Annotated in this window: 18 protein-coding genes; 11 read left to right on the plus strand and 7 right to left on the minus strand. The window is 41.7% G+C overall.

Annotation, left to right across the window (positions count from 1 at the left end; translation table 11 throughout):
* The first annotated feature begins 758 nt into the window (after positions 1–758).
* The 3 genes from ACEN2L_RS19110 to ACEN2L_RS19120 are packed head-to-tail and all read left to right on the plus strand — an operon-like array spanning position 759 to position 4,008.
* The gene (locus tag ACEN2L_RS19110) at positions 759–1,055 is read left to right on the plus strand and encodes an OadG family protein (RefSeq protein ID WP_306021391.1); all 297 of its coding nucleotides are present in this window, start codon (positions 759–761) and stop codon (positions 1,053–1,055) included.
* A 25-nt stretch (positions 1,056–1,080) separates the two neighbouring features.
* Positions 1,081–2,868, plus strand: a complete 1,788-nt coding sequence (gene oadA / locus ACEN2L_RS19115) for a sodium-extruding oxaloacetate decarboxylase subunit alpha (RefSeq protein ID WP_306021390.1) — start codon at positions 1,081–1,083, stop codon at positions 2,866–2,868.
* 9 nt (positions 2,869–2,877) lie between these two features.
* Complete coding sequence (locus tag ACEN2L_RS19120; RefSeq protein WP_306021389.1) at positions 2,878–4,008, plus strand: sodium ion-translocating decarboxylase subunit beta; 1,131 nt, start codon at positions 2,878–2,880, stop codon at positions 4,006–4,008.
* Positions 4,009–4,182: 174 nt separating this feature from the next.
* Here the strand turns inward: ACEN2L_RS19120 and ACEN2L_RS19125 are convergent, their stop codons facing one another.
* From ACEN2L_RS19125 to pspF, 6 genes are read right to left on the minus strand one after another with little or no spacing between them, the layout of a single operon-like run.
* A complete protein-coding gene (locus tag ACEN2L_RS19125; protein ID WP_306021388.1) occupies positions 4,183–4,974 on the minus strand; it encodes an ATP-binding cassette domain-containing protein in 792 nt (263 codons plus the stop codon).
* Positions 4,971–5,966: an oligopeptide/dipeptide ABC transporter ATP-binding protein gene (locus tag ACEN2L_RS19130; protein WP_306021387.1), complete on the minus strand. Its 996-nt coding sequence runs from the start codon at positions 5,964–5,966 to the stop codon at positions 4,971–4,973. Before ACEN2L_RS19130 ends, ACEN2L_RS19125 begins: the two co-directional genes overlap by 4 nt.
* Positions 5,966–6,859 (minus strand): ABC transporter permease subunit, encoded by an 894-nt coding sequence (locus ACEN2L_RS19135; RefSeq protein ID WP_306021386.1) that lies wholly within the window; start codon positions 6,857–6,859, stop codon positions 5,966–5,968. Before ACEN2L_RS19135 ends, ACEN2L_RS19130 begins: the two co-directional genes overlap by 1 nt.
* Positions 6,846–7,877, minus strand: a complete 1,032-nt coding sequence (locus ACEN2L_RS19140; RefSeq protein ID WP_441745740.1) for an ABC transporter permease subunit — start codon at positions 7,875–7,877, stop codon at positions 6,846–6,848. The genes ACEN2L_RS19135 and ACEN2L_RS19140 overlap by 14 nt, the downstream gene beginning before the upstream one ends.
* Positions 7,877–9,523, minus strand: coding sequence for an ABC transporter substrate-binding protein (locus ACEN2L_RS19145; protein ID WP_441745741.1), 1,647 nt, complete (start codon positions 9,521–9,523; stop codon positions 7,877–7,879). Before ACEN2L_RS19145 ends, ACEN2L_RS19140 begins: the two co-directional genes overlap by 1 nt.
* Complete coding sequence (pspF, locus tag ACEN2L_RS19150) at positions 9,516–10,613, minus strand: phage shock protein operon transcriptional activator (protein WP_306021384.1); 1,098 nt, start codon at positions 10,611–10,613, stop codon at positions 9,516–9,518. Before pspF ends, ACEN2L_RS19145 begins: the two co-directional genes overlap by 8 nt.
* A 205-nt stretch (positions 10,614–10,818) precedes the next feature.
* Here pspF and pspA point away from each other — a divergent pair, with 205 nt between their 5' ends.
* From pspA to tyrR, 7 genes are all read left to right on the plus strand, one after another.
* Positions 10,819–11,496, plus strand: coding sequence for a phage shock protein PspA (pspA, locus tag ACEN2L_RS19155; RefSeq protein ID WP_306021383.1), 678 nt, complete (start codon positions 10,819–10,821; stop codon positions 11,494–11,496).
* 25 nt (positions 11,497–11,521) lie between these two features.
* Positions 11,522–11,758 (plus strand): envelope stress response membrane protein PspB, encoded by a 237-nt coding sequence (gene pspB, locus ACEN2L_RS19160; protein WP_306021382.1) that lies wholly within the window; start codon positions 11,522–11,524, stop codon positions 11,756–11,758.
* Positions 11,755–12,207 carry an envelope stress response membrane protein PspC gene (pspC, locus tag ACEN2L_RS19165; RefSeq protein ID WP_306021381.1) on the plus strand — a complete coding sequence of 151 codons (453 nt, stop codon included), beginning with the start codon at positions 11,755–11,757 and terminating at the stop codon, positions 12,205–12,207. The genes pspB and pspC overlap by 4 nt, the downstream gene beginning before the upstream one ends.
* Positions 12,208–12,293: 86 nt before the next feature.
* On the plus strand, positions 12,294–13,724 hold the full coding sequence (locus ACEN2L_RS19170) for a YcjX family protein (protein WP_441745742.1): 1,431 nt from the start codon (positions 12,294–12,296) through the stop codon (positions 13,722–13,724).
* Positions 13,725–13,726: 2 nt separating this feature from the next.
* Positions 13,727–14,830, plus strand: coding sequence for a YcjF family protein (locus ACEN2L_RS19175; protein ID WP_441745743.1), 1,104 nt, complete (start codon positions 13,727–13,729; stop codon positions 14,828–14,830).
* Positions 14,831–14,973: 143 nt separating this feature from the next.
* A complete protein-coding gene (phhA, locus tag ACEN2L_RS19180) occupies positions 14,974–15,774 on the plus strand; it encodes a phenylalanine 4-monooxygenase (RefSeq protein WP_441745744.1) in 801 nt (266 codons plus the stop codon).
* 121 nt (positions 15,775–15,895) lie between these two features.
* Positions 15,896–17,452, plus strand: a complete 1,557-nt coding sequence (tyrR, locus tag ACEN2L_RS19185) for a transcriptional regulator TyrR (RefSeq protein WP_441745745.1) — start codon at positions 15,896–15,898, stop codon at positions 17,450–17,452.
* Between the two features lie 116 nt (positions 17,453–17,568).
* On the opposite strand, the gene ACEN2L_RS19190 is transcribed toward tyrR, so the two are convergent.
* The gene (locus tag ACEN2L_RS19190; RefSeq protein ID WP_306021376.1) at positions 17,569–18,045 is read right to left on the minus strand and encodes an Lrp/AsnC family transcriptional regulator; all 477 of its coding nucleotides are present in this window, start codon (positions 18,043–18,045) and stop codon (positions 17,569–17,571) included.
* A gap of 222 nt (positions 18,046–18,267) precedes the next feature.
* Between ACEN2L_RS19190 and ACEN2L_RS19195 the strand changes: the two genes are divergently transcribed.
* Entirely contained in the window at positions 18,268–19,323 is a 1,056-nt protein-coding gene (locus tag ACEN2L_RS19195) for a Glu/Leu/Phe/Val dehydrogenase dimerization domain-containing protein (RefSeq protein WP_441745746.1), read from the plus strand.
* Positions 19,324–19,348 lie beyond the last annotated feature (25 nt).

Genomic DNA, 19,348 nt, shown 5'->3' on the forward strand with positions numbered 1-19,348 from the left:
GCTACGAACCAGGCGGTCGGAGGTTCGAATCCTTCCACACGCGCCATTTCAATCTCATTTTGTATTAAATCCCTTCGCTTAAATGTATACATCTCATTGTTCCCTTACGTGTAGCTCATCACTCCGTGACGGGCAGAATAGCGTACCTGGCTACGAACCAGGCGGTCGGAGGTTCGAATCCTTCCACACGCGCCATTTCAATCTCATTTTGTATTAAATCCCTTCGCTTAAATGTATACATCTCATTGTTCCCTTACGTGTAGCTCATCACTCCGTGACGGGCAGAATAGCGTACCTGGCTACGAACCAGGCGGTCGGAGGTTCGAATCCTTCCACAGGCGCCATTACACAAACTCTGATTTACTTTTAATAATCTCAGTAATCCGCTTAACTCATTTTTAATCCAGGCTTTTATTGTTTTGTACCCGGGCGTTGCATGATTACTTTCAGTTATTTGAAAGGTAGTCGACGTTGATACATAACGGCGTCTTGTCTAAAAGACGCTGGCTGCAGTCCGTATGAGTTATTATCACTACTAGTTGGGTATAACGAAAAGATGCTTCATCTTGCTCTTCCTAGCCCGTTTTTAAGTAAGAAGGCCATGACTGAGCAATCTTTAGATTTCACTTAGTTAGCCAGGGTCAACTTATTGAAGTACTGCCGATTTAGTTGAATATATATGCAAATTTAGTGAATTTTTCTTTATTTTTTGTATCTCGTTGCTCTGTTTGTTTTCTTGTAATAAGGTGTCTGCCTTATTGTTAGAAAGTTCATTTTTGAAAAAGTTGGAAGTCCCCCAAATGCCTAGTGACGTGACAAGTTTGCTCTTCGATGCTGCCAATTTAATGGTAATTGGTATGTTTGTTGTCTTTTTGTTTTTGGCCACCTTAATTGGTGCTGTCAACCTAATTGCTTGGGTTAACAGTAAATTTCCAGAAGTAGAAGTGCCTGTGTCACGACATCAACCAAGCCAATCTAAATCCAATATTGCGATATCGTCAGGGGTTGTCGCCGCTATCAGCGCAGCAATACATCAGCATCGAAACAATAAATAATTTTTATACTTAAGAGAATATGAATATGTCAAAGCCCCTCGCTATTACTGATGTTGTGCTACGTGATGCTCACCAGTCACTGCTTGCCACTCGTTTGCGTTTAAAGGATATGCTGCCCATTGCGAAGCAGTTAGATGAAGTTGGATATTGGTCCCTTGAAACATGGGGCGGCGCGACGTTTGATGCCTGTATTCGTTATTTAGGTGAAGATCCTTGGGAGCGCATTCGTGCCTTAAAAAAAGCCATGCCGAAGACCAAACAACAGATGTTGCTACGTGGTCAGAATTTGCTGGGTTATCGACACTACGCTGACGATGTAGTCGAAAAATTTATCGAACGTGCTCACACTAACGGTGTTGATGTCTTCCGTATTTTTGATGCGATGAATGACATTCGTAATTTACAAACGGCGATAAAAGCGACCATCAAGCAGGGGGCTCACGCCCAAGGAACGCTGTCTTATACAGTATCGCCAGTCCATAATTTGCAAACCTGGTTAGACATGGCAGCTAAGCTTCAAGATATGGGGGTTAATTCAATCTGCATTAAAGATATGGCAGGTTTATTAAAACCTTATGTGTGTGAAGAACTCGTCAGCCGTTTAAAAGAAACAATTGAAGTGCCCATTGCTTTGCACTGTCATGCCACAACAGGTTTGAGTACCGCCACGTATCAAAAAGCCATTGATGCTGGCATTGATATACTAGACACCTCTATATCTTCTATGAGTATGACGTATGGTCATAGTGCGACAGAAACTATCGTGTCAATTGTTGAAGGCACCGCACGGGATACTGGTCTTGATTTACCTCAATTAGCGAATATCGCAACATATTTCAGAGACGTTCGGAAAAAGTACAGTCAATTTGAAGGTAGCCTGAAAGGGGTTGATGCACGTATTTTGATTGCACAGGTGCCAGGCGGCATGTTGACCAACATGGAAAGTCAGTTAAAAGAGCAAGGTGCCTTGGATAGAATGGATGAGGTGCTGCAAGAAATTCCTCGTGTGAGAGAAGATCTTGGCTTTATTCCTCTCGTCACCCCAACCTCACAAATTGTGGGAACGCAATCTGTGTTAAACGTTCTAACTGGCGAGCGGTACAAGAGTATCACCAAAGAAACTGCTGGTGTGTTAAAAGGGGAGTATGGGGCCACGGCAGCTCCAGTAAATCAGAGCTTACAGCTAAAAGTATTAGCAGGTGAAGAGCCTATTACGTGTCGACCCGCTGACTTAATAAGTGCAGAGCTCGATTCATTGACTTCAGAACTAAACGACATCGCCACTAATGAAAATTTTACTTTGGCCAATGACGCTGTTGATGATGTATTGACTTATGCTTTGTTTTCTCAAGTGGGGTTGAAATTTTTACGTAATCGTCATGACCCTTCAGCATTTGAACCCATCCCGCAAGCGGCTCAAGAGGGAAAAACAACTGCGGTTAATACTACCTCTGATAGTAGAGGGGCTGGTCCTGCTAGTTATTCAGTGCGTGTTGATGGAAAAGTGTATCAAGTTGAGGTCGCAGACTCAGGGGCTTTAACCAATGTTCAAGCCGTGGATCATCAGCCTGAGACAGACAACAAAATTACTTCGAGTGCCTCGCAAAGCCTGCAATCGCCATTGTCAGGTAATATTTTTAAAATACTGGTTGGGGTCGATGAAGAAGTCAGCCAAGGCCAAGTGGTATTGGTAATGGAAGCCATGAAAATGGAAACGGAAATTCGCTCTACCGTCAGTGGCACAGTCAGTAAAGTATTAATTAAAGAAGGCGACTCAGTGCAGTCTGGTCAGTCTTTATTAATGTTTAATTAGGCGCCTGTCATGGAAAAAATACAGTTATTGTGGGACAGCACAGCACTGGCGCATTTTGAGCCAGGACAAATTGTCATGATGATAGTTGGTGCGTTGTTGTTATATTTGGCAATTGTAAAGAAATTTGAGCCCCTACTTTTACTACCCATTGGCTTTGGGGCAGTGTTAACTAATATCCCCTTAGCCGGCTTTAGCGATGCAGGTGGCCTGCTATATTACATTTATCATATTGGCATAGAAACTGGCGTATTCCCGCTGCTCATTTTTATGGGGGTGGGGGCAATGACCGATTTTAGCGCTTTGATTGCGAATCCTCGGATGTTATTACTTGGAGCAGCTGCACAATTTGGCATCTTTGGTACCCTTTTTGGCGCTATTGCTCTTAACTTTGTGCCTGGTTTTGAATTCAGCATGAAAGATGCAGCCGCGATTGCCATTATTGGAGGCGCCGATGGTCCTACAGCCATTTTCTTAGCCTCACGCTTAGCGCCTGATTTGCTTGGCGCTATTGCGGTTGCAGCCTATTCTTACATGGCTTTGGTACCCATTATTCAGCCACCGATTATGCGACTGCTGACAAATGAACAAGAACGTAAAATTGAAATGGCGCAATTGCGTCATGTATCGAAACGGGAAAAAATTATTTTTCCCTTGGCTGTATTACTCATGACGATTTTATTTTTACCCAGCGCAACTCCCTTAATCGGTATGTTTTGTCTTGGTAATTTAATGAAAGAATCTGGCGTAGTCGATAGGTTGAGCAACACGGCCCAAAATGAGTTAATCAACGTCGTCACCATCTTTCTTGGATTGGCGGTAGGTTCGAAATTGTCAGCTGATAAGTTCTTAACCCTTGAAACCTTAGGCATACTTGCTCTAGGTGCCATCGCATTTTCTGTCGGCACAGCTGCAGGTGTATTAATGGCAAAGCTTTTGAGCCGCTTTAGTTCGCAAAAAATCAATCCTTTGATTGGGGCTGCAGGGGTATCAGCGGTTCCTATGGCGGCGAGAGTCGTGAACAAAGTTGGTTTAGAAGCCAATCATCATAATTTTTTGTTAATGCACGCTATGGGGCCCAACGTGGCGGGTGTACTAGGCTCAGCAGTTGCTGCAGGGATCCTTCTTGCATTGGTAGCATAACTTAATCTACTGTCACATGTTGCGGTTCCCAGCGCTGCAACATTCTTTGCTTTACTGTGGGGGGATGCGATAGCAACAGAGTGATCTGCCATCTGTTCATTGCGGTAAAGGGAAAATGACTACAGAACAACTCAGGAAAAAGAACACGGAAAACGTTTGTGCAAAAAATATCAGTTACGTGTTTTGACGGTTAATCAGCGCTTGATGGGCGTGTACGAGTTTTTTCGTGTACTCCTCTTTCGGCCAATTAAAAATGACTTCAGTACGCCCCGCTTCAATAACCTTTCCATGACGCATAACGATAATTTTGTCACTAATGTGCCGGACTATGCCCAAGTTATGTGAGATAAAAATAAAGCCTAAACCAAGTTCCCGCTGAATATTCATCAATAAGTTAACGATTTGCGAACGTACCGATGGATCCAAGGCGGCAAAGGGTTCATCTGCTACTAACACTTGCGGGTTTAAAATCAGCGCTCTGGCCAGTGCGACACGCTGGCGCTGGCCATCAGACAACATATGCCGATAAAAAAACTGATGCTCAGGCATCAAGCCCACTTTTACTAAGGTTTGTTCAATTTTTGCAGCACGCTCTAACATGCTCATGGTGGTATTTAAGCGCAGAGGTTCGTCAAGAATAGAGCCTAGGGTGATGCCTGGATTGAGTGATTCATTACTGTTTTGGAAAATCATTCTAATGTTTAAGCAGCGCTGACGTTGATTAGACTTAGTCAGTGCTTCACCATGCAAATATATTTGACCACTATCGGGTTTTTCTAAGCCTACCAGTAACTTAGCCAGTAAAGACTTGCCAGAGCCATTCGCGCCAATAATTGCTAAGGTCTCACCCGCTTTCAAATCGATATTTATCGGTCCTAATTCAAATTGTTTTGTTTTGTTAAAAAAGTTAAAGCTGTCTTTTTTATTAACAAATCGAAGATCTTCAACGTGGATCAAGTCAGTCATTTTTTATCCCAATGCAAAGGAAAGTGACAACTGTAGTAGTGTTGATGCACTCTTCTGACAGCTGGAACAACAACACACTCCCTGCGAGCCCGAGGGCAGCGTGGTCCTAAACGGCAGCCTATTGGTAGGTGTTGTAAGGTGGGGATAGTGCCGTCTAACGAGCTTAGTGGTGACTTGGGCGGCAAATCTTTCCGAAAACTGGGGGCACTATCTAATAGGGCTTGGGTATAAGGATGGAGGGCACGTTTTTTAAGTTGCAGCATATCGCCGCTTTCTACAGTCTGGCCACAATATAATACAGTCATGTAGTGCGCCATGCTTGAAATAGCCAAAAGGTCGTGACTAACAAACAAGACGCTAAGTTTTCTAACTTGGTTAACGCGGCTCAGCAGTTTTAATATTTGCGATTTGGCTGTGACCTCCATGCCTCGAGTGGGATCGTCAGCAATGATAAGTTTAGGCTCAGATACTAAGGCCATAGCAATCATAAATTTTTGGCAAACGTCATTAGAAATTTGATGTGGATAACTCTTCATGCACAACTTATGGTCTTTTATGCCCACTCGGTGCAGCAGTTCCATGACAATTTTTTCCCGCTCTTTTTCTCTTCGCCAAAACAATCGACTCTCAAGACGAGCTTCAGGTACGATTTCTTTAAGTTGTTCGCCTAGGGTAAGAAGCGGGTCAAGCGAGCTTTTAGGATTTTGAAAAATAACAGAAATATCACTGCGGATGACCTTGCGCCGATTTTTAATCGACATGGTTAACAAATCTTGTCCTCGCCACGTCATTCGGTCAGCTGTTACGCGCCAGCGCTGAGGAATTGCGCCCACGATGGCTTTGATTACAAGGCTTTTACCTGAGCCTGATTCACCCACTAATGCGTGAATTTGCCCTTCGTTAATGACTAAGTTAATTTTGTCTAAGGCTTTAACCCACTCGCCAGCGATATCTATCTCAAGAGTGAGATTTTTTATATCCAATAAGCTCATTAGTGCAACAGCCTGTTTCGTAAGGCTGAACGCAAACCATCACCCACTAAATTGATTGAAAGCATCATTAAAAAGATGGCCGCACCCGGTAGAGCGATGCTCCAAGGCGCCATATATGCCACTTCAATACCCTCTGATAGCATTGCCCCTAATTCTGCGGTTGGGGCTTGGGCACCAAGATTTAAAAAACCTAGGGCGCTGATATCCAATATTGCGATAGATAACGCAAGCGTACCTTGGACAACTAAGACTTCACCCATATTAGGTAAAATAGATCGAATGAAAATCTGGGTTGGTGGCGCACCATCTAGTTTTGCTGCCCTGACATACTCTTTTTTACGCTCTTGTCTGACAAAATCTCGAGTTTGATGAATAAACTGCGGTGTTAACGCCAAGGTGATAGCCCACATACTGTTGACTAGACCGGTTCCTAAGATAGCAATAATAATAATGGCAATAAGTAAGGTGGGTATTGCCATCATTGAATCTAAAGTGTGGTTAACAACACTTGAGCGCACTCCGCGGCTCATTCCAGCCACAGCACCCACAGACACACCGACTAACATGGCCACTAGTACCAGGATAATACTGATACCAAAAGTCATTTGGCAGCCGTACATCACTCTTGATAATAAATCTCGTCCTAAGGCATCGGTGCCAAATACATTTACGATACTTCCGTTGGGCTCCCAAGCTGGAGGGATTAAAATCGCATCGGTTTTTTGTAATAAAGGATCAAAAGGCGCAAGAATATTGCAAAACAACACTATGGTTAAAATAAAGATAAAACAACACAAACCGCCAACGGCGATATGGTTTTCTTTAAATTCCAACCAGGTATGTTGCAACGGTGATGGGTGGAATTCTTCTTGATACAGTTCAGATCGCGACACGTTCCACCTTACTTTTTTTAGGGTCAACCAGTCTTAAGAATAAATCAATCGTCATGGTAAAGATAACCACTAAGGTTGCTACCGCTAACATGCCTACCCTAATGGCGGGGTAATCTCGTTGATATATAGCCTGAATAAGCCAATTGCCAATGCCTGGCCAAGAAAATATTACTTCCACTATCATCGCATTGGTTAACAAAGTGGTAAATTGCATTCCTAGTAAGGGAAGTATTGGCATCAAAGAATTACGAATAGCGTGTTTCCAAATAACCTGTCTTGAGGTAAGCCCTCTAGCAACCGCGGCTTGCACAAAATCACTGTTCATTGTCTCAATTAAAGAGCGGCGCATAATCCGTAAAATAATCGTCGTTGTGAAAGCGGCAATAGAAAGAGTAGGTAAAATCAGATGGCGAACCGCATCAATAAAAACATCCGATTTGTTTTCAATATCTGACCATAAAATATCAAGCAATATAAAGCCGCTAATTCGAGGTACTTCATACAATAAACTAATTCTGCCTGACAACGGAAACCACCCTAGCTGTAACGAAAAACCTAAAATCAGGAGCATGGCGAGCCAGAAAACGGGAATTGAATAACCTAGTACACTCACTGACAAAAGTGCATAGTCAGTGGTTTTATGATGCCGAAGACCGGCTAAAAACCCCAGAGGTAAGCCGACGATAAATGACAGTAAAAGCGCGTAAGTACTGAGCTCTATACTTGCAGGTAGAGTTCGAGCGACTTCGCTGGACAACGATAAACCGGAACTGAAGCTTAAACCCCAATTACCACTGAATAAGTCAATAAGATAATACCAATACTGCACAATAAACACGCTATCTCGGTGATAAAGGTGCTGTAATTGCTCTATTTCTTGCGGACTGGGATTAGGTATACCACTTAAGTTGGCTAATGGCTCACCGGGAAATAAATAAATCAGTACAAACGAAAAAAAACTCAATGCGAGCAAGGTAAGAACCACTAAATTGGTAAAGCGAAGAACGACTCTGAGCATCAGTTTTTTGTCACTCCGGCCAATTTAACGCCGCCATATGGATTAATTTCGAAACCGACTAAATCCCGTCGAAAAGCTTGATACTTTGAGGCATGAGCAATCGGCACCAATGGCAGTTGTTCGGCGATTAAGGCATTGGCTTTGTAGTAAAAATATTGCCGGTCTTCAATACTGGTATATTTGAGTGCTTGACCGATGAGTTCGTCATATTCTGGTGAGCACCAAAATGCCCGGTTGGTGCCAGATTTAATCGCTCCACACGATAGCAATGGGCGATAAAAATTATCGGGATCACCATTGTCCGCGGACCAACCTATGAGCACAGAATCATGTGTACCTTGTTTTAACTTTTCTCTAAATGTTGACCACTCGTAACTCACAATTTCGACATTGACCCCAACGGCTTGTAGATAACTTTGCATCAATTCGGCCATTTTAATTGCATTGGGATTGTAAGGACGCTCAACTGGCATAGCCCAGATATTCATAGTGAAGCCTGGCTCTATACCATTTTCTTGCAATAATTTTTTGGCAGCAGACGGATTATAATTAAGATTTTTTTGTTCACTTTGAAAGGCCCAAGAAGTAGGGGGAACAATATTTTTAGCCAAAATTGCACTGTCAAAATAGATCGCTTCAATTAGGGCATTTTTGTCAATAGCCAGAGATAAGGCGCGTCTCACACCGGGGCGGTCAAATGGTGGCTTAGCGGTATTAAAGGCCCAAAAGCCGACGTTTAAACCGGGTTTTTCGTCCAAAATTAAGTCTTTGGATTGGCGAATAACATCCAACTCACTGTGCGCAGGTAGTGCCATGGCATCACATTCTCCGGTGATGAGTTTAGCTAAACGCAAGGAACTGGAGGGCGTAATATCAAATATCAATTGCTCAGTTTGTTTGTTTTCTCCCCAATATTCGTCGTGTCTTTTATAACGAATAAAACTGTCTTGACGAAAATGAGCAAATTTGAAAGGCCCTGTGCCAACGGGTTGTCGATCAATGTTTTCTTTTTGATTTTTTTGTTCAAGACTATCTGCGTATTCTTTAGACATGATTACCGCAAAGTCAGTGGCCAAATTGGCTAAAAATGAACTTTGGGGCTGCTTAAGTGTAATTTCTAATCGATAGGCATTTACTCGCTCAACTTTTTCGATGAGATTAGCTAGACCAAGGCTGTCAGCGTAGGGATAGATCCCGCCGGCAACTCCGTGATAAGCGCTATTTGGCAAACGCCATCGATCAAAACTAAAAATAACATCTTCAGCATTAAATGTTCGGCTTGGTGAAAAATAAGCAGTGTGGTGAAACGCGACATCCTTTCGTAGCTGAAAAGTATACAGTAAACCATCGGTACTTATGCTCCAGCTAGTGGCCAGGCTTGGAATAACGCTGCCACTTTTGGGATCAAAGTCCAATAAACGGTCGTAAATTTGGTGGGATGATGCATCAACCGTGGTGCCCGAGGTGTCTAACTGTGGGTTGAAGCTAGTGGGATTGCCTTCAGAGCAGTAAATTACTCCGTTTGATTTATTACTGGCACTAATAAGGGCATCACAGCCCGATAAACCAAGGCAACAAAGAGCTAGCATCATGTGCTGAACTTGACCTGGTTTGATGATGCTATTAAACACGCTAAAGTTACCCATCGTCCTCATCTGCATTTTCAAGAAGGTTATATTTTTTCAAATACCCTCTTAGCTGATGATACGTTAAGCCTAATTTTTCTGCAGTTTTCTTTTGGTTAAATTGGCTGTCCGCTAGCGCTTTATTGATTAGGTCTATTTCAAAATTTTGCGACAGTTCTTTTAAATCTACTGGAAATTCGAATTGTTGCTCAGCGTTTGTTGTTGCAGAAGCTGTGTTGATGTGTGATTTGTCTTCGGTCTTTGCGGGTTCTGGCGGTGCAGCTGGTACTGATATTCTGTCGAGTGTTTTGATTCTTTTTTTCGGCCTAAAAACCGATTCAAAGGGGTCAAGTACAATATGATGAACAGGCAAGTGCGGGTTATTGCTTCGATAAACCGCTCGTTCTACAGTATTTTTTAGCTCACGAATATTTCCCGGCCAATGATAATCGAGCAAGGTACGTTTGGCCTTTTCGCTAAAACCACTAAATAACTCCATTTCAAGTTCACGAGCCATATTGATCGCAAAGTTTTCGGCTAACATGAGAATGTCTTCTTTACGTTCACGAAGTGGAGGAAGCGTAATAACATCAAATGCGAGCCTGTCTAATAAATCAGCTCTAAACTCGCCAGAATCAGCCAAACTAGGTAAATCTTCATTTGTCGCAGCGACTAATCTAACGTCAACTTTTATACTGCGCGAGCCGCCAACCCGCTCAAACTCACCATATTCAATCACACGTAGTAGCTTTTCCTGGATCATGCCGGAGGTATTCGCTAACTCGTCCAGAAATAAAGTTCCGTTATGAGCCGTTTCGAAGCGACCTTCTCGTCGTTTCGCTGCGCCTGTAAATGCACCGGCCTCGTAGCCAAACAACTCGCTTTCTAATAAGCTTTCGTTTAACGCTGCGCAATTTAACTTTAAATAGGTTTGCTCCCAACGTTTTGATAAAAAGTGTAATCGCGCTGCTACCAGTTCTTTACCTGTGCCCCGTTCACCTATTATTAACACGGGTTTATTCAAAGGGGCTATTTGCGATATTTGCTCAAGTACCTCTAAAAAACTGTTAGATTGTCCTAACAAATTATCTTGTTGGCGAAAGCGGCTCATCAATATCCTTAAAAAGTGGTCTATTTAGCTAATAATTAGCGTAGATTGGTTCGATTGTAGTTTGGCTAAAAGGTATTGTAAATATTTTTTGTTTAAAATCAGGTAGTTACTTTGTTGTTAAGATTGGCCTATAAATTGAATACCCTTAATCATCAACAACGTTACACAATAGATTTAGTTAACATTTATTAAAGAGGTAATAACTATGGGTATCTTCTCTCGTTTCACCGATATAGTGAACTCAAATATTAATGCCATTCTGGACAAGGCTGAAGATCCAGAAAAAATGGTCAGACTGATTATTCAAGAAATGGAAGACACCTTAGTCGAAGTGCGTTCTGCTTCAGCTAAAACCTTAGCGAATAAAAAAGAAATCAGTACTCAAATTAATAAGCTTCAAAATGAAGCCTTAGATTGGAAGGCAAAGGCTGAATTAGCCATTAGCAAGGACAGGGAAGACTTAGCCAGAGCGGCACTACAAGAAAAGAAAAAATGTGATGATCACGCAGCTGTGCTAGTCAGAGAACTGCAATTAGTTGAAGAACAAATCGCTAAGTTGCAAAGTGAAGTGGGTCAGTTACAAGATAAATTAGCCGATGCCAAAACGCGTCAAAAAGCAATTATTTTACGTCAGAATACGGTCAGTTCACGTCTTGAAGTGAAGAAAACCTTAGACAGTACTAAGGTCGATGCTGCAATGGGGCGTTTCGAGCAATATGAACGTAAAATTGATGACTTAGAGTCAATGGTTGATGCGTATGATTTAGGTAAGAAAACCTTAGCGGACGAATTTGCTGAACTTGAAGCTGGTCAAGAAATTGATGATGAATTAGCGGCACTGAAGAAAAAAGTGCAAGGTAAGTCATCAGCAGCTAAAAAGTAATTTGCGCCAACTAAGGAGATAAGTAATGGAAGGTATCGTAGGAATTGTCGTTGCACCAATCATTATTTTTATGATTTTTGTCGCACCAATTTGGCTAATTATGCATTATCGCAGTAAGAAGCAGATCAATCAGGGATTAACTCAGGAAGAGTACGCAACCTTGCAAGAGCTGGCTGATAGAGCTGATAAGATGGCAGACCGCATTCATACCTTAGAGTCGATATTGGATGCTGAAGCACCCCAATGGAGAAACAAAGTATGAGCTTAAAAAAAGAGTTATACCGCGACCCCGACAAAGGCAAAATTGCTGGGGTTTGTGCCGGTTTAGCTGACTACTTTGGCTGGGAGTTATGGCTAATTAGGATTTTAGTGGTCAGTGCTTTTTTTCTATTTGCCGGCCCCTTTATTTTTGTTAGCTATGTTGCTGCTTGGTTTATTTTAGATAAAAAACCGGGTTCTAAAGGCAGTAAAGCACCTTATGTTGAGCACAGCAGAGTAACTCAAACAAGGGGCAAAGGCTGGCACAACCAAACCGATGACGAAGAAAAAGTCGTGGTTAAGTCGAAAATTTGGCAGGCAGGAGAGCCGCCTAAGCAAGCATTTCATGATATTCAACAGCGTTTTACAAAAAATGAAACACGCTTGAGAAACGTAGAGACGTATGTCACATCTTCAGAGTTTCAACTTAATCGAGAAATTAGTCGTTTATAATTTATCTCATTGTTAGAACCAAGCTAGATCAAATTTGATTTAGTTTGGTTTTTATATTTTTACCCAGCGCATTATTTTTGAGGATTATGGATAAATCTAACTCCGCACAACGTTATGTTAACCAAGCCCTACAACAGGCTAAGTTAGCAGGAGCCCGCATAGCTGATAAACATATTAATCTTGCGGTTACAGGTTTGAGTAAAAGTGGCAAAACGGCTTTTATTACCTCTTTGATGAATCAGCTTTTAGAAGTCAATGAAGATGCGGTCTTACCGTTTTTCTCTACTAAACGAGAAGGGCGAATTATCGGTGTGAAACGCAGCACCCAAGTTGATCTAACGTGTAGTCGCTTTGCCTATGAAGATGCTATCGCAGGCTTGTCCGGATCAATACCCAAGTGGCCTCAATCTACTACAGGTATCTCGCAAATCAGATTGGTGATCCGTTATCAGAAAAAAAGCGGGTTGAGTAAGTGGCTTCGAGAAGATGGCAAGTTAACGCTGGATATCACCGATTATCCTGGAGAGTGGTTGTTAGATTTACCGCTGTTGGATATGGATTTTGCTCAATGGTGTGAATACAGCAGTAAACAGCTGATGGACGGGAAACGTGCGGCACTTGCTAATCAGATTCTTCGCGACATCGAATGCATTGATTTACATGGGCCTGGTGATGAATTGCTGTTGCAAAGAACGGCTGAATCTTATGCTGATTATTTGAAACAGTGTCAAAGTGCGGGATTTCAACTATTGGTACCTGGGCGCTTTTTGTTACCCGGAGAATTATTGGGTGCGCCAGTATTACATTTTTTCCCCTTGTCCTTGAGTCAACTTAAAGAGCAAAATGTTGATTTATCTAAACTTGTTAAGGGCAGCAATATCGCGTTATTAGTCAAACGCTTTGAGTATTACAAACAACATGTTGTACGGCCCTTTTATGAACAGCACTTTAAACGTTTTGATCGGCAAATTATTTTAGTCGATTGTCTTAGCGCCCTAAATAAGGGGGTTCATAGTTATCACGATTTGCAGGCAGCATTGAATTGGATAATGCAGAGTTTTGCCTATGGCTCATCTAATGTACTTAAACGATTATTTAAGCCTAATATCGATAAATTAGTATTTGCCGCAAGTAAAGCCGATCATATTACGCCCGACCAACAGGTTAACTTAGTGAAGTTACTTGACTCAATGCTACGAGATGCGCGTAAGCAACTGCAATTTGACGGTGTGGTGACTGAATCCACTCTCATTGCGGCTATCAAAGCTTCCACAAGTGGTAAAACACAAGTAAACGGTGAGATGCTTCCAGTTCTGCAAGGCACTACTGAAGAAGGGGCAAGTCTAACCTTATTCCCCGGCGAAGTGCCAACGTCATGTCCTCACGCTGATTTTTGGCAGAACCAAGGTTTTGAATTTCCTAAGTTTGCCGCTCCCTTGTTGGGGGAGCGTCATGCATTACCTCATATCAGGATGGATCAAGTTATAGACTTTATATTGGCCGATAAATTGGTGTAAAAATGAATAAAAAACATGAACATGAGCCAGTAGAAAAATCTGAAAAAAGACCCAAACCTCACACTAATGAGGTAGGGGATAAATTCACATCCATTAAGCGTTCAGTGATTATTGAAACAGGTTCAGTCGAAAATAAAACTCTTCATGCCGATGACGCTAACCTTAAAGGCCAAACGGTTGTAGAAAATCAAATTGAATTGTTGGTCACAGATTTAGACGTTGAAGAGGCTCTAGGACCGAGGATTGAGTTACGCTCTCATTCTAAATTGAAGAAAATATCTTGGTTACTCGCTACAATTTTGGTGATTGTGTTGAGTATCGCTGAATTGTATTCAGCGATATCACTAGTACTCAGCAAGCAGGACTGGATGGCCGGAGGGTGGCTAATCGTCTTCGCTATAGTATTGACGAGTATCTTAGGTTTTGCCTACCGAGAATTACGGTCTTTGCAACATTTAAAGCAGCAAGAAGAAATGCAGCAACAGGCGGTTGATTTATTCAATACTCCTGCGATAGGCCTGGGTCAAACACATTGTGAGGCGGTAGCAAGCAAATTACCCAGCCAGTTTCAGCCTTTAGTTGATGAGTGGAATAAGGGCCTGCAGAGTCACTATACCAATACCGAAGTGTTAAGTTTATTTGAATTAAAGGTACTAACGCCCATTGATAAAATTGCCTTAAATCGTATAACAAGCAATGCGTCTGCTGCGGGTGTAATGATTGCCGTCAGTCCATTTGCGATGTTGGATATGTTAATTGTGTTATGGCGCAACATTAAAATGGTTAATCAATTAAGCAGCTTGTATGGCATTCGATTAGGATACTGGGGCAGGGTAGCGCTTATTAAAAAAATATTTCGTTCAATGTTGTACGCCGGGGCAGCAGAAATATTAAGTGATGCGGGAAACTATGCCTTAGGTGTGGGTTTAACAGGTAAAATATCTACCAAGGTAGCGCAAGGGTTAGGGGCTGGTGTATTAACCACCCGCATAGGGTTAAAAGCCTTACACGAATGCAGACCCATGCCATGGCTTTCTGTCAAAAAGCCTGGGGTAAGTCATATGACAAAGCAGTTGTTAGAAGACCTAAGCCGCTTTATGAAGTAGAGATAAAAGCCATCAGATACGGCGATTAAATAATATTTGTAGCATTATCTTTACATGTTGTTAACTTGCTGTTGTGATTCGCCCTCTGTCGATTCATGGCTGAGTCAGTAAACTAAAGACATGATTTTTTAAGTAACGAAGTTATGTCAAAGCAAACAAATTACAGTTCAAATCAAGCTGACGCCTTTGGTTTTATTCAGTGGTCAATAGAAGAAAATGCCACTTGGCGAGCGTTAGTAGAAAAGCAGCTAAAGCTGTTAAAAGGACGAGCATGCAAGGAATATTTGCAAGGTTTAGAGTTATTGGGCCTATCTGCAGGCGTTATTCCACAACTTGCTGATGTTAATAAGGTACTTGCAGAAACGACAGGCTGGCGGGTCACTCAAGTTCCATCGTTAATTAATTTTGACCGTTTCTTTGGGCTACTCGCTAATAAAGAATTTCCTGTTGCGACGTTCATTCGCTCAGCTGATGAATTTGAATACTTGCAAGAGCCTGACATTTTTCATGAAATCTTCGGGCACTGTCCTTTGTTAACTAATCCCGCCTTTGCACATTTTACCCATACTTACGGTAAGCTAGGTGAACAAGCCAGTAAAGAAGATCGTGTTTATTTGGCTCGCTTGTATTGGTTTACCATTGAATTTGGCTTACTTAAAACACCTGATGGAATTAGGATCTATGGAGGCGGCATACTGTCTTCACCCGGCGAGACGTTACACGCCCTTGACACCCAAGTCTGTGATCATCTTGATATGGATCCATTAGAGGCACTTCGCACGCCTTATCGAATCGATATTATGCAACCGCTGTACTATTTACTTAACTCATTTGATGATTTGTTTGCCATTGCGGAACTTGATTTGATGGAACTTGTTAAACAAGCTAAGACATTGGGCTTGCATCAACCTCGGTTCATACCCAAACAATCCATGGTGAGTTAATTTTCTTAATTGGCGAAAACCCTGTTCTGGCGATTAATTTTGTAATAATATCTTTACAAGTTTTTTATATTTAGCTGCAAATATAAAGGCGTTCAGCTAAGTATTTTTTGCGAGAAAATTAATGCGTTTAGAAATTAGTTGTCAAGATAGGTTAGGAATAACCCAAGATGTGCTTGATATTTTGGTGAGTCATCAAATTGACCTCCGTGGCATCGAAATAGATGAGGTGGGGAAAATTTATTTGAATTTTCCCACTATAAAGTTTGAAGATTTTCAACATCTAATGCCAAAAATTCGCAAGATAGCGGGTATCGAAGATGTTAAAACAACTGCATTTATGCCTATTGAACGAGAGCAGAACCAGTTAAAAGCATTGTTAAAAACGCTGCCTGACCCAGTTTTTTCAGTTGATCCCAAAGGCCGCATTATTTTAGTAAATGATGAGGTTTTAAATCAGTTAGATAAAAGCAAAAGTGAAATACTGGGTGAGGAAATCGGTGATTATATAAAGGGTTTTAATATTAGCCGCTGGCTAGAAGGTAAAAGTGTTAGCGCACAAGTCCAGCGTATCCGATTTTTAGAGCAGGACTATTTAGCCGATATTTTGCCCGTTATGATCCCTGACCTCGGCGGAGCTAACATTGTTGCTGGAGCGGTTGTCATGCTTAAATCAGAATTGCGTTTAGGCCAGCAACTCACCGTTTTTCATCAAGCGAGTTTAGATAGTTTTATCTCTGTTCAAGCCCAAAGCAAACTGATGAAAAAGGTAATTGCTGAGGCTAAACGGATGGCCGAATTAGATGGGCCAATGATTATTTTTGGTGAAACAGGTACGGGAAAAGAATTGATCGCCAAAGCGTGTCATGAGGCCAGTCGGCGTTGCGGAGGACAATTTTTAATTCTAAACTGCGGCTCAATTCCTGACGATGTCATTGAAAATGAACTGTTTGGCAGAGTTTCAGGAAGCGTTGGTGAAACACAAAGTAAGGTTGGCTTATTAGAATTGGCGCAAGGTGGAACGTTATTTTTAGACGAAATTGCTGAAATGTCGACTCAGTTGCAAGTTAAGTTGCTGCATGTTTTGCAAAATAATAGTTACAGGCGAACTGGTGAGAACACAGAAAAAATCGTAGATGTAAGAATTATTTGTTCTACCCAACAAGATTTGGGTAAGTTAGTCCAGCAAGGACAGTTTAGAGAAGATTTATATTATCGATTAAATGTGCTTGGCTTAGTTTTGCCGCCTTTGCGAGAACGTAAGTCAGATATTTTGCCTTTGGCAGAACGTTTTCTAAAACAACATAGTCTGAAATTAGGTAGACGGGCTCCCAAGTTAAGTAAAGCCTGTAATGACTACATCCTTGCTTATCCTTGGCCCGGCAATGTCAGGCAGTTAGAGAATGCACTTTACCGAGCAGTTTCTTTACTCGAGGGAAACGAGCTAGAAAAAGAGCACATCAGAGTGCCTAGTTGTTCAACGGTGACGAGTTTTGTTGCTGAAGAATTTACGGGTAATTTGGATGAAGAGGTTAAACGTTATGAAAAAGATATACTTGCTCGACTCTATCCGAGCTTTCCAAGCACCAGGCAGTTAGCTAAAAAATTAGGTTTGAGTCATACCGCCGTGGCCAATAAGTTACGTGAGTACGGCATCAATAAACACACGGTAAATATTTAGGTACTGGCTGAAAACCAATTACCTTGTAAGTGAATGCGGCTTGACTTTATGCGCCGCATAGGATCACTTTTTTGACCCGCATAAATCAGGCGCTCATTTTTAATTGAGCCGATTACTTATAGATTTTTTATGGGCAGGGCCGTTGTGTTTTTGACTTGCTTTAAGGCAAACGTTGAACTGAGATGGTCAACCAAGGGAAGGTGAGTCAGCTTTGACTTCAATAAATGTTCGTATTCTTCGATACTTTCCACAATGACTTTAAGTAAATAGTCTTTTTCACCACTAGTGGTATGACATTCAACGATGGCGTCGATATTTTGTACGGCTTTTTCAAAATCATTGAGTGACTCTCCGTCATGATTTTTTAAGGTTACATAGATAAAAACGGATACGCCTAAGTTAAGTTTTTTATTATCTAACAGGGTTACTTTTTGTAATATGATCTTTTCTGCTTCAAGCCTTTTTACTCTTCTCCAGCAGGGCGTGTGAGAAAGGCCCACTTTTTGGCTTAAGTCGGCCATGGAAATTGTGGCGTCTTTTTGCAAAACACGGAGTATCTCACGATCAAATTTATCTAACTTTACACGACTCATTTTCTGTCTAGTTTTATAGGTTTAATGGCGCGTAGCATGCTTAAAAATCTTATCTTTTTCAAGCGGAATTATGAGGATATATATCCTAAGCAAGGTGGGTTTATAGCAAATTCACTGCGAGATTTTTAAATGCAGAGAAAAACTTGGATGAGTCATCCTCAGGAAAGTGCTATATCATTTGCAACCAATTACATCACCTAAAAAAACCATAAGAGATAAGCCATGTCAGTATTTGAACATATAGAATTTGATCAGCACGAACACGTTGCATTTTGCCATGATAAAGAAACGGGTCTAAAGGCTATCATTGCTATACATAATACGCATCTAGGTGCATCGTTGGGAGGGTGCAGAATGTGGCCGTACTCGTCAGATGATGAAGCCTTGAATGACGTGCTCCGCTTATCAAAAGGGATGACCTACAAGGCTGCGATGGCGGGCCTAAATCAAGGGGGAGGAAAAGCTGTTATTCTTGGCGATCCAAGGAAAGTGAAGACAGTTGCCTTGATGAGGGCGATGGGGCGCTTTGTTGATAGTTTAAATGGGCAGTATATTAGTGCTGAAGATTCGGGCATGTCTGTCGCTGACTTAAAAATAATGGCTGAACATTCGAATCATATTGCAGGAATTGAAGCCAAATACCATGTTTTTGGTGAACAAGCCGATGGTAACCCCGCACCATCGACGGCTTATGGTGTTTTTGTCGGGTTAAGAACGAGTGTAGAATTTGCCTTAGGGCGGGATTTACAGGGCGTTAAAGTTGCTATACAAGGATTAGGACATGTTGGCATGCGTTTGGCTGAACACCTACATAAGGCTGGGGCAATACTTTATGTAACTGATATTTATCCAGAAACAGTAGAAAAAGCGGTCAGTCAGTTTGCTGCAAAAGCAGTGAGCTTAAATGAAATCTATGATTTGGATGTTGACGTTTTTGCGCCTTGTGCGATGGGCGCTATTTTAAATCCTGCCAATATCACACAAATAAAAGCGAAAGTAGTTGCAGGTGCTGCTAACAATCAGCTAGCGACGGAAGCATGCGGGCAGTTATTAAGAGAAAAAGGCATTTTATATGCGCCAGATTACGTCATTAATGCGGGTGGAATTATCGATATTTACCATCAAAAAATACCAAGTTCTCATGATGCCATGAAAGCACATATTGAACGAATTAGCACCACGTTAGTAGAAGTGTACCAACGTGCTAATGAGTTAGAGCAAGCAACAAATGTTGTTGCAAATCAAATAGCCGAAGAAAGGTTTACGAAAAAGGCCTAGAAAAAAAGAAAAAGTGAAAAGTGGG

The organism is Flavobacterium sp. W21_SRS_FM6 (assembly GCF_052119645.1).
Lineage (GTDB): Bacteria > Pseudomonadota > Gammaproteobacteria > Enterobacterales > Alteromonadaceae > Paraglaciecola.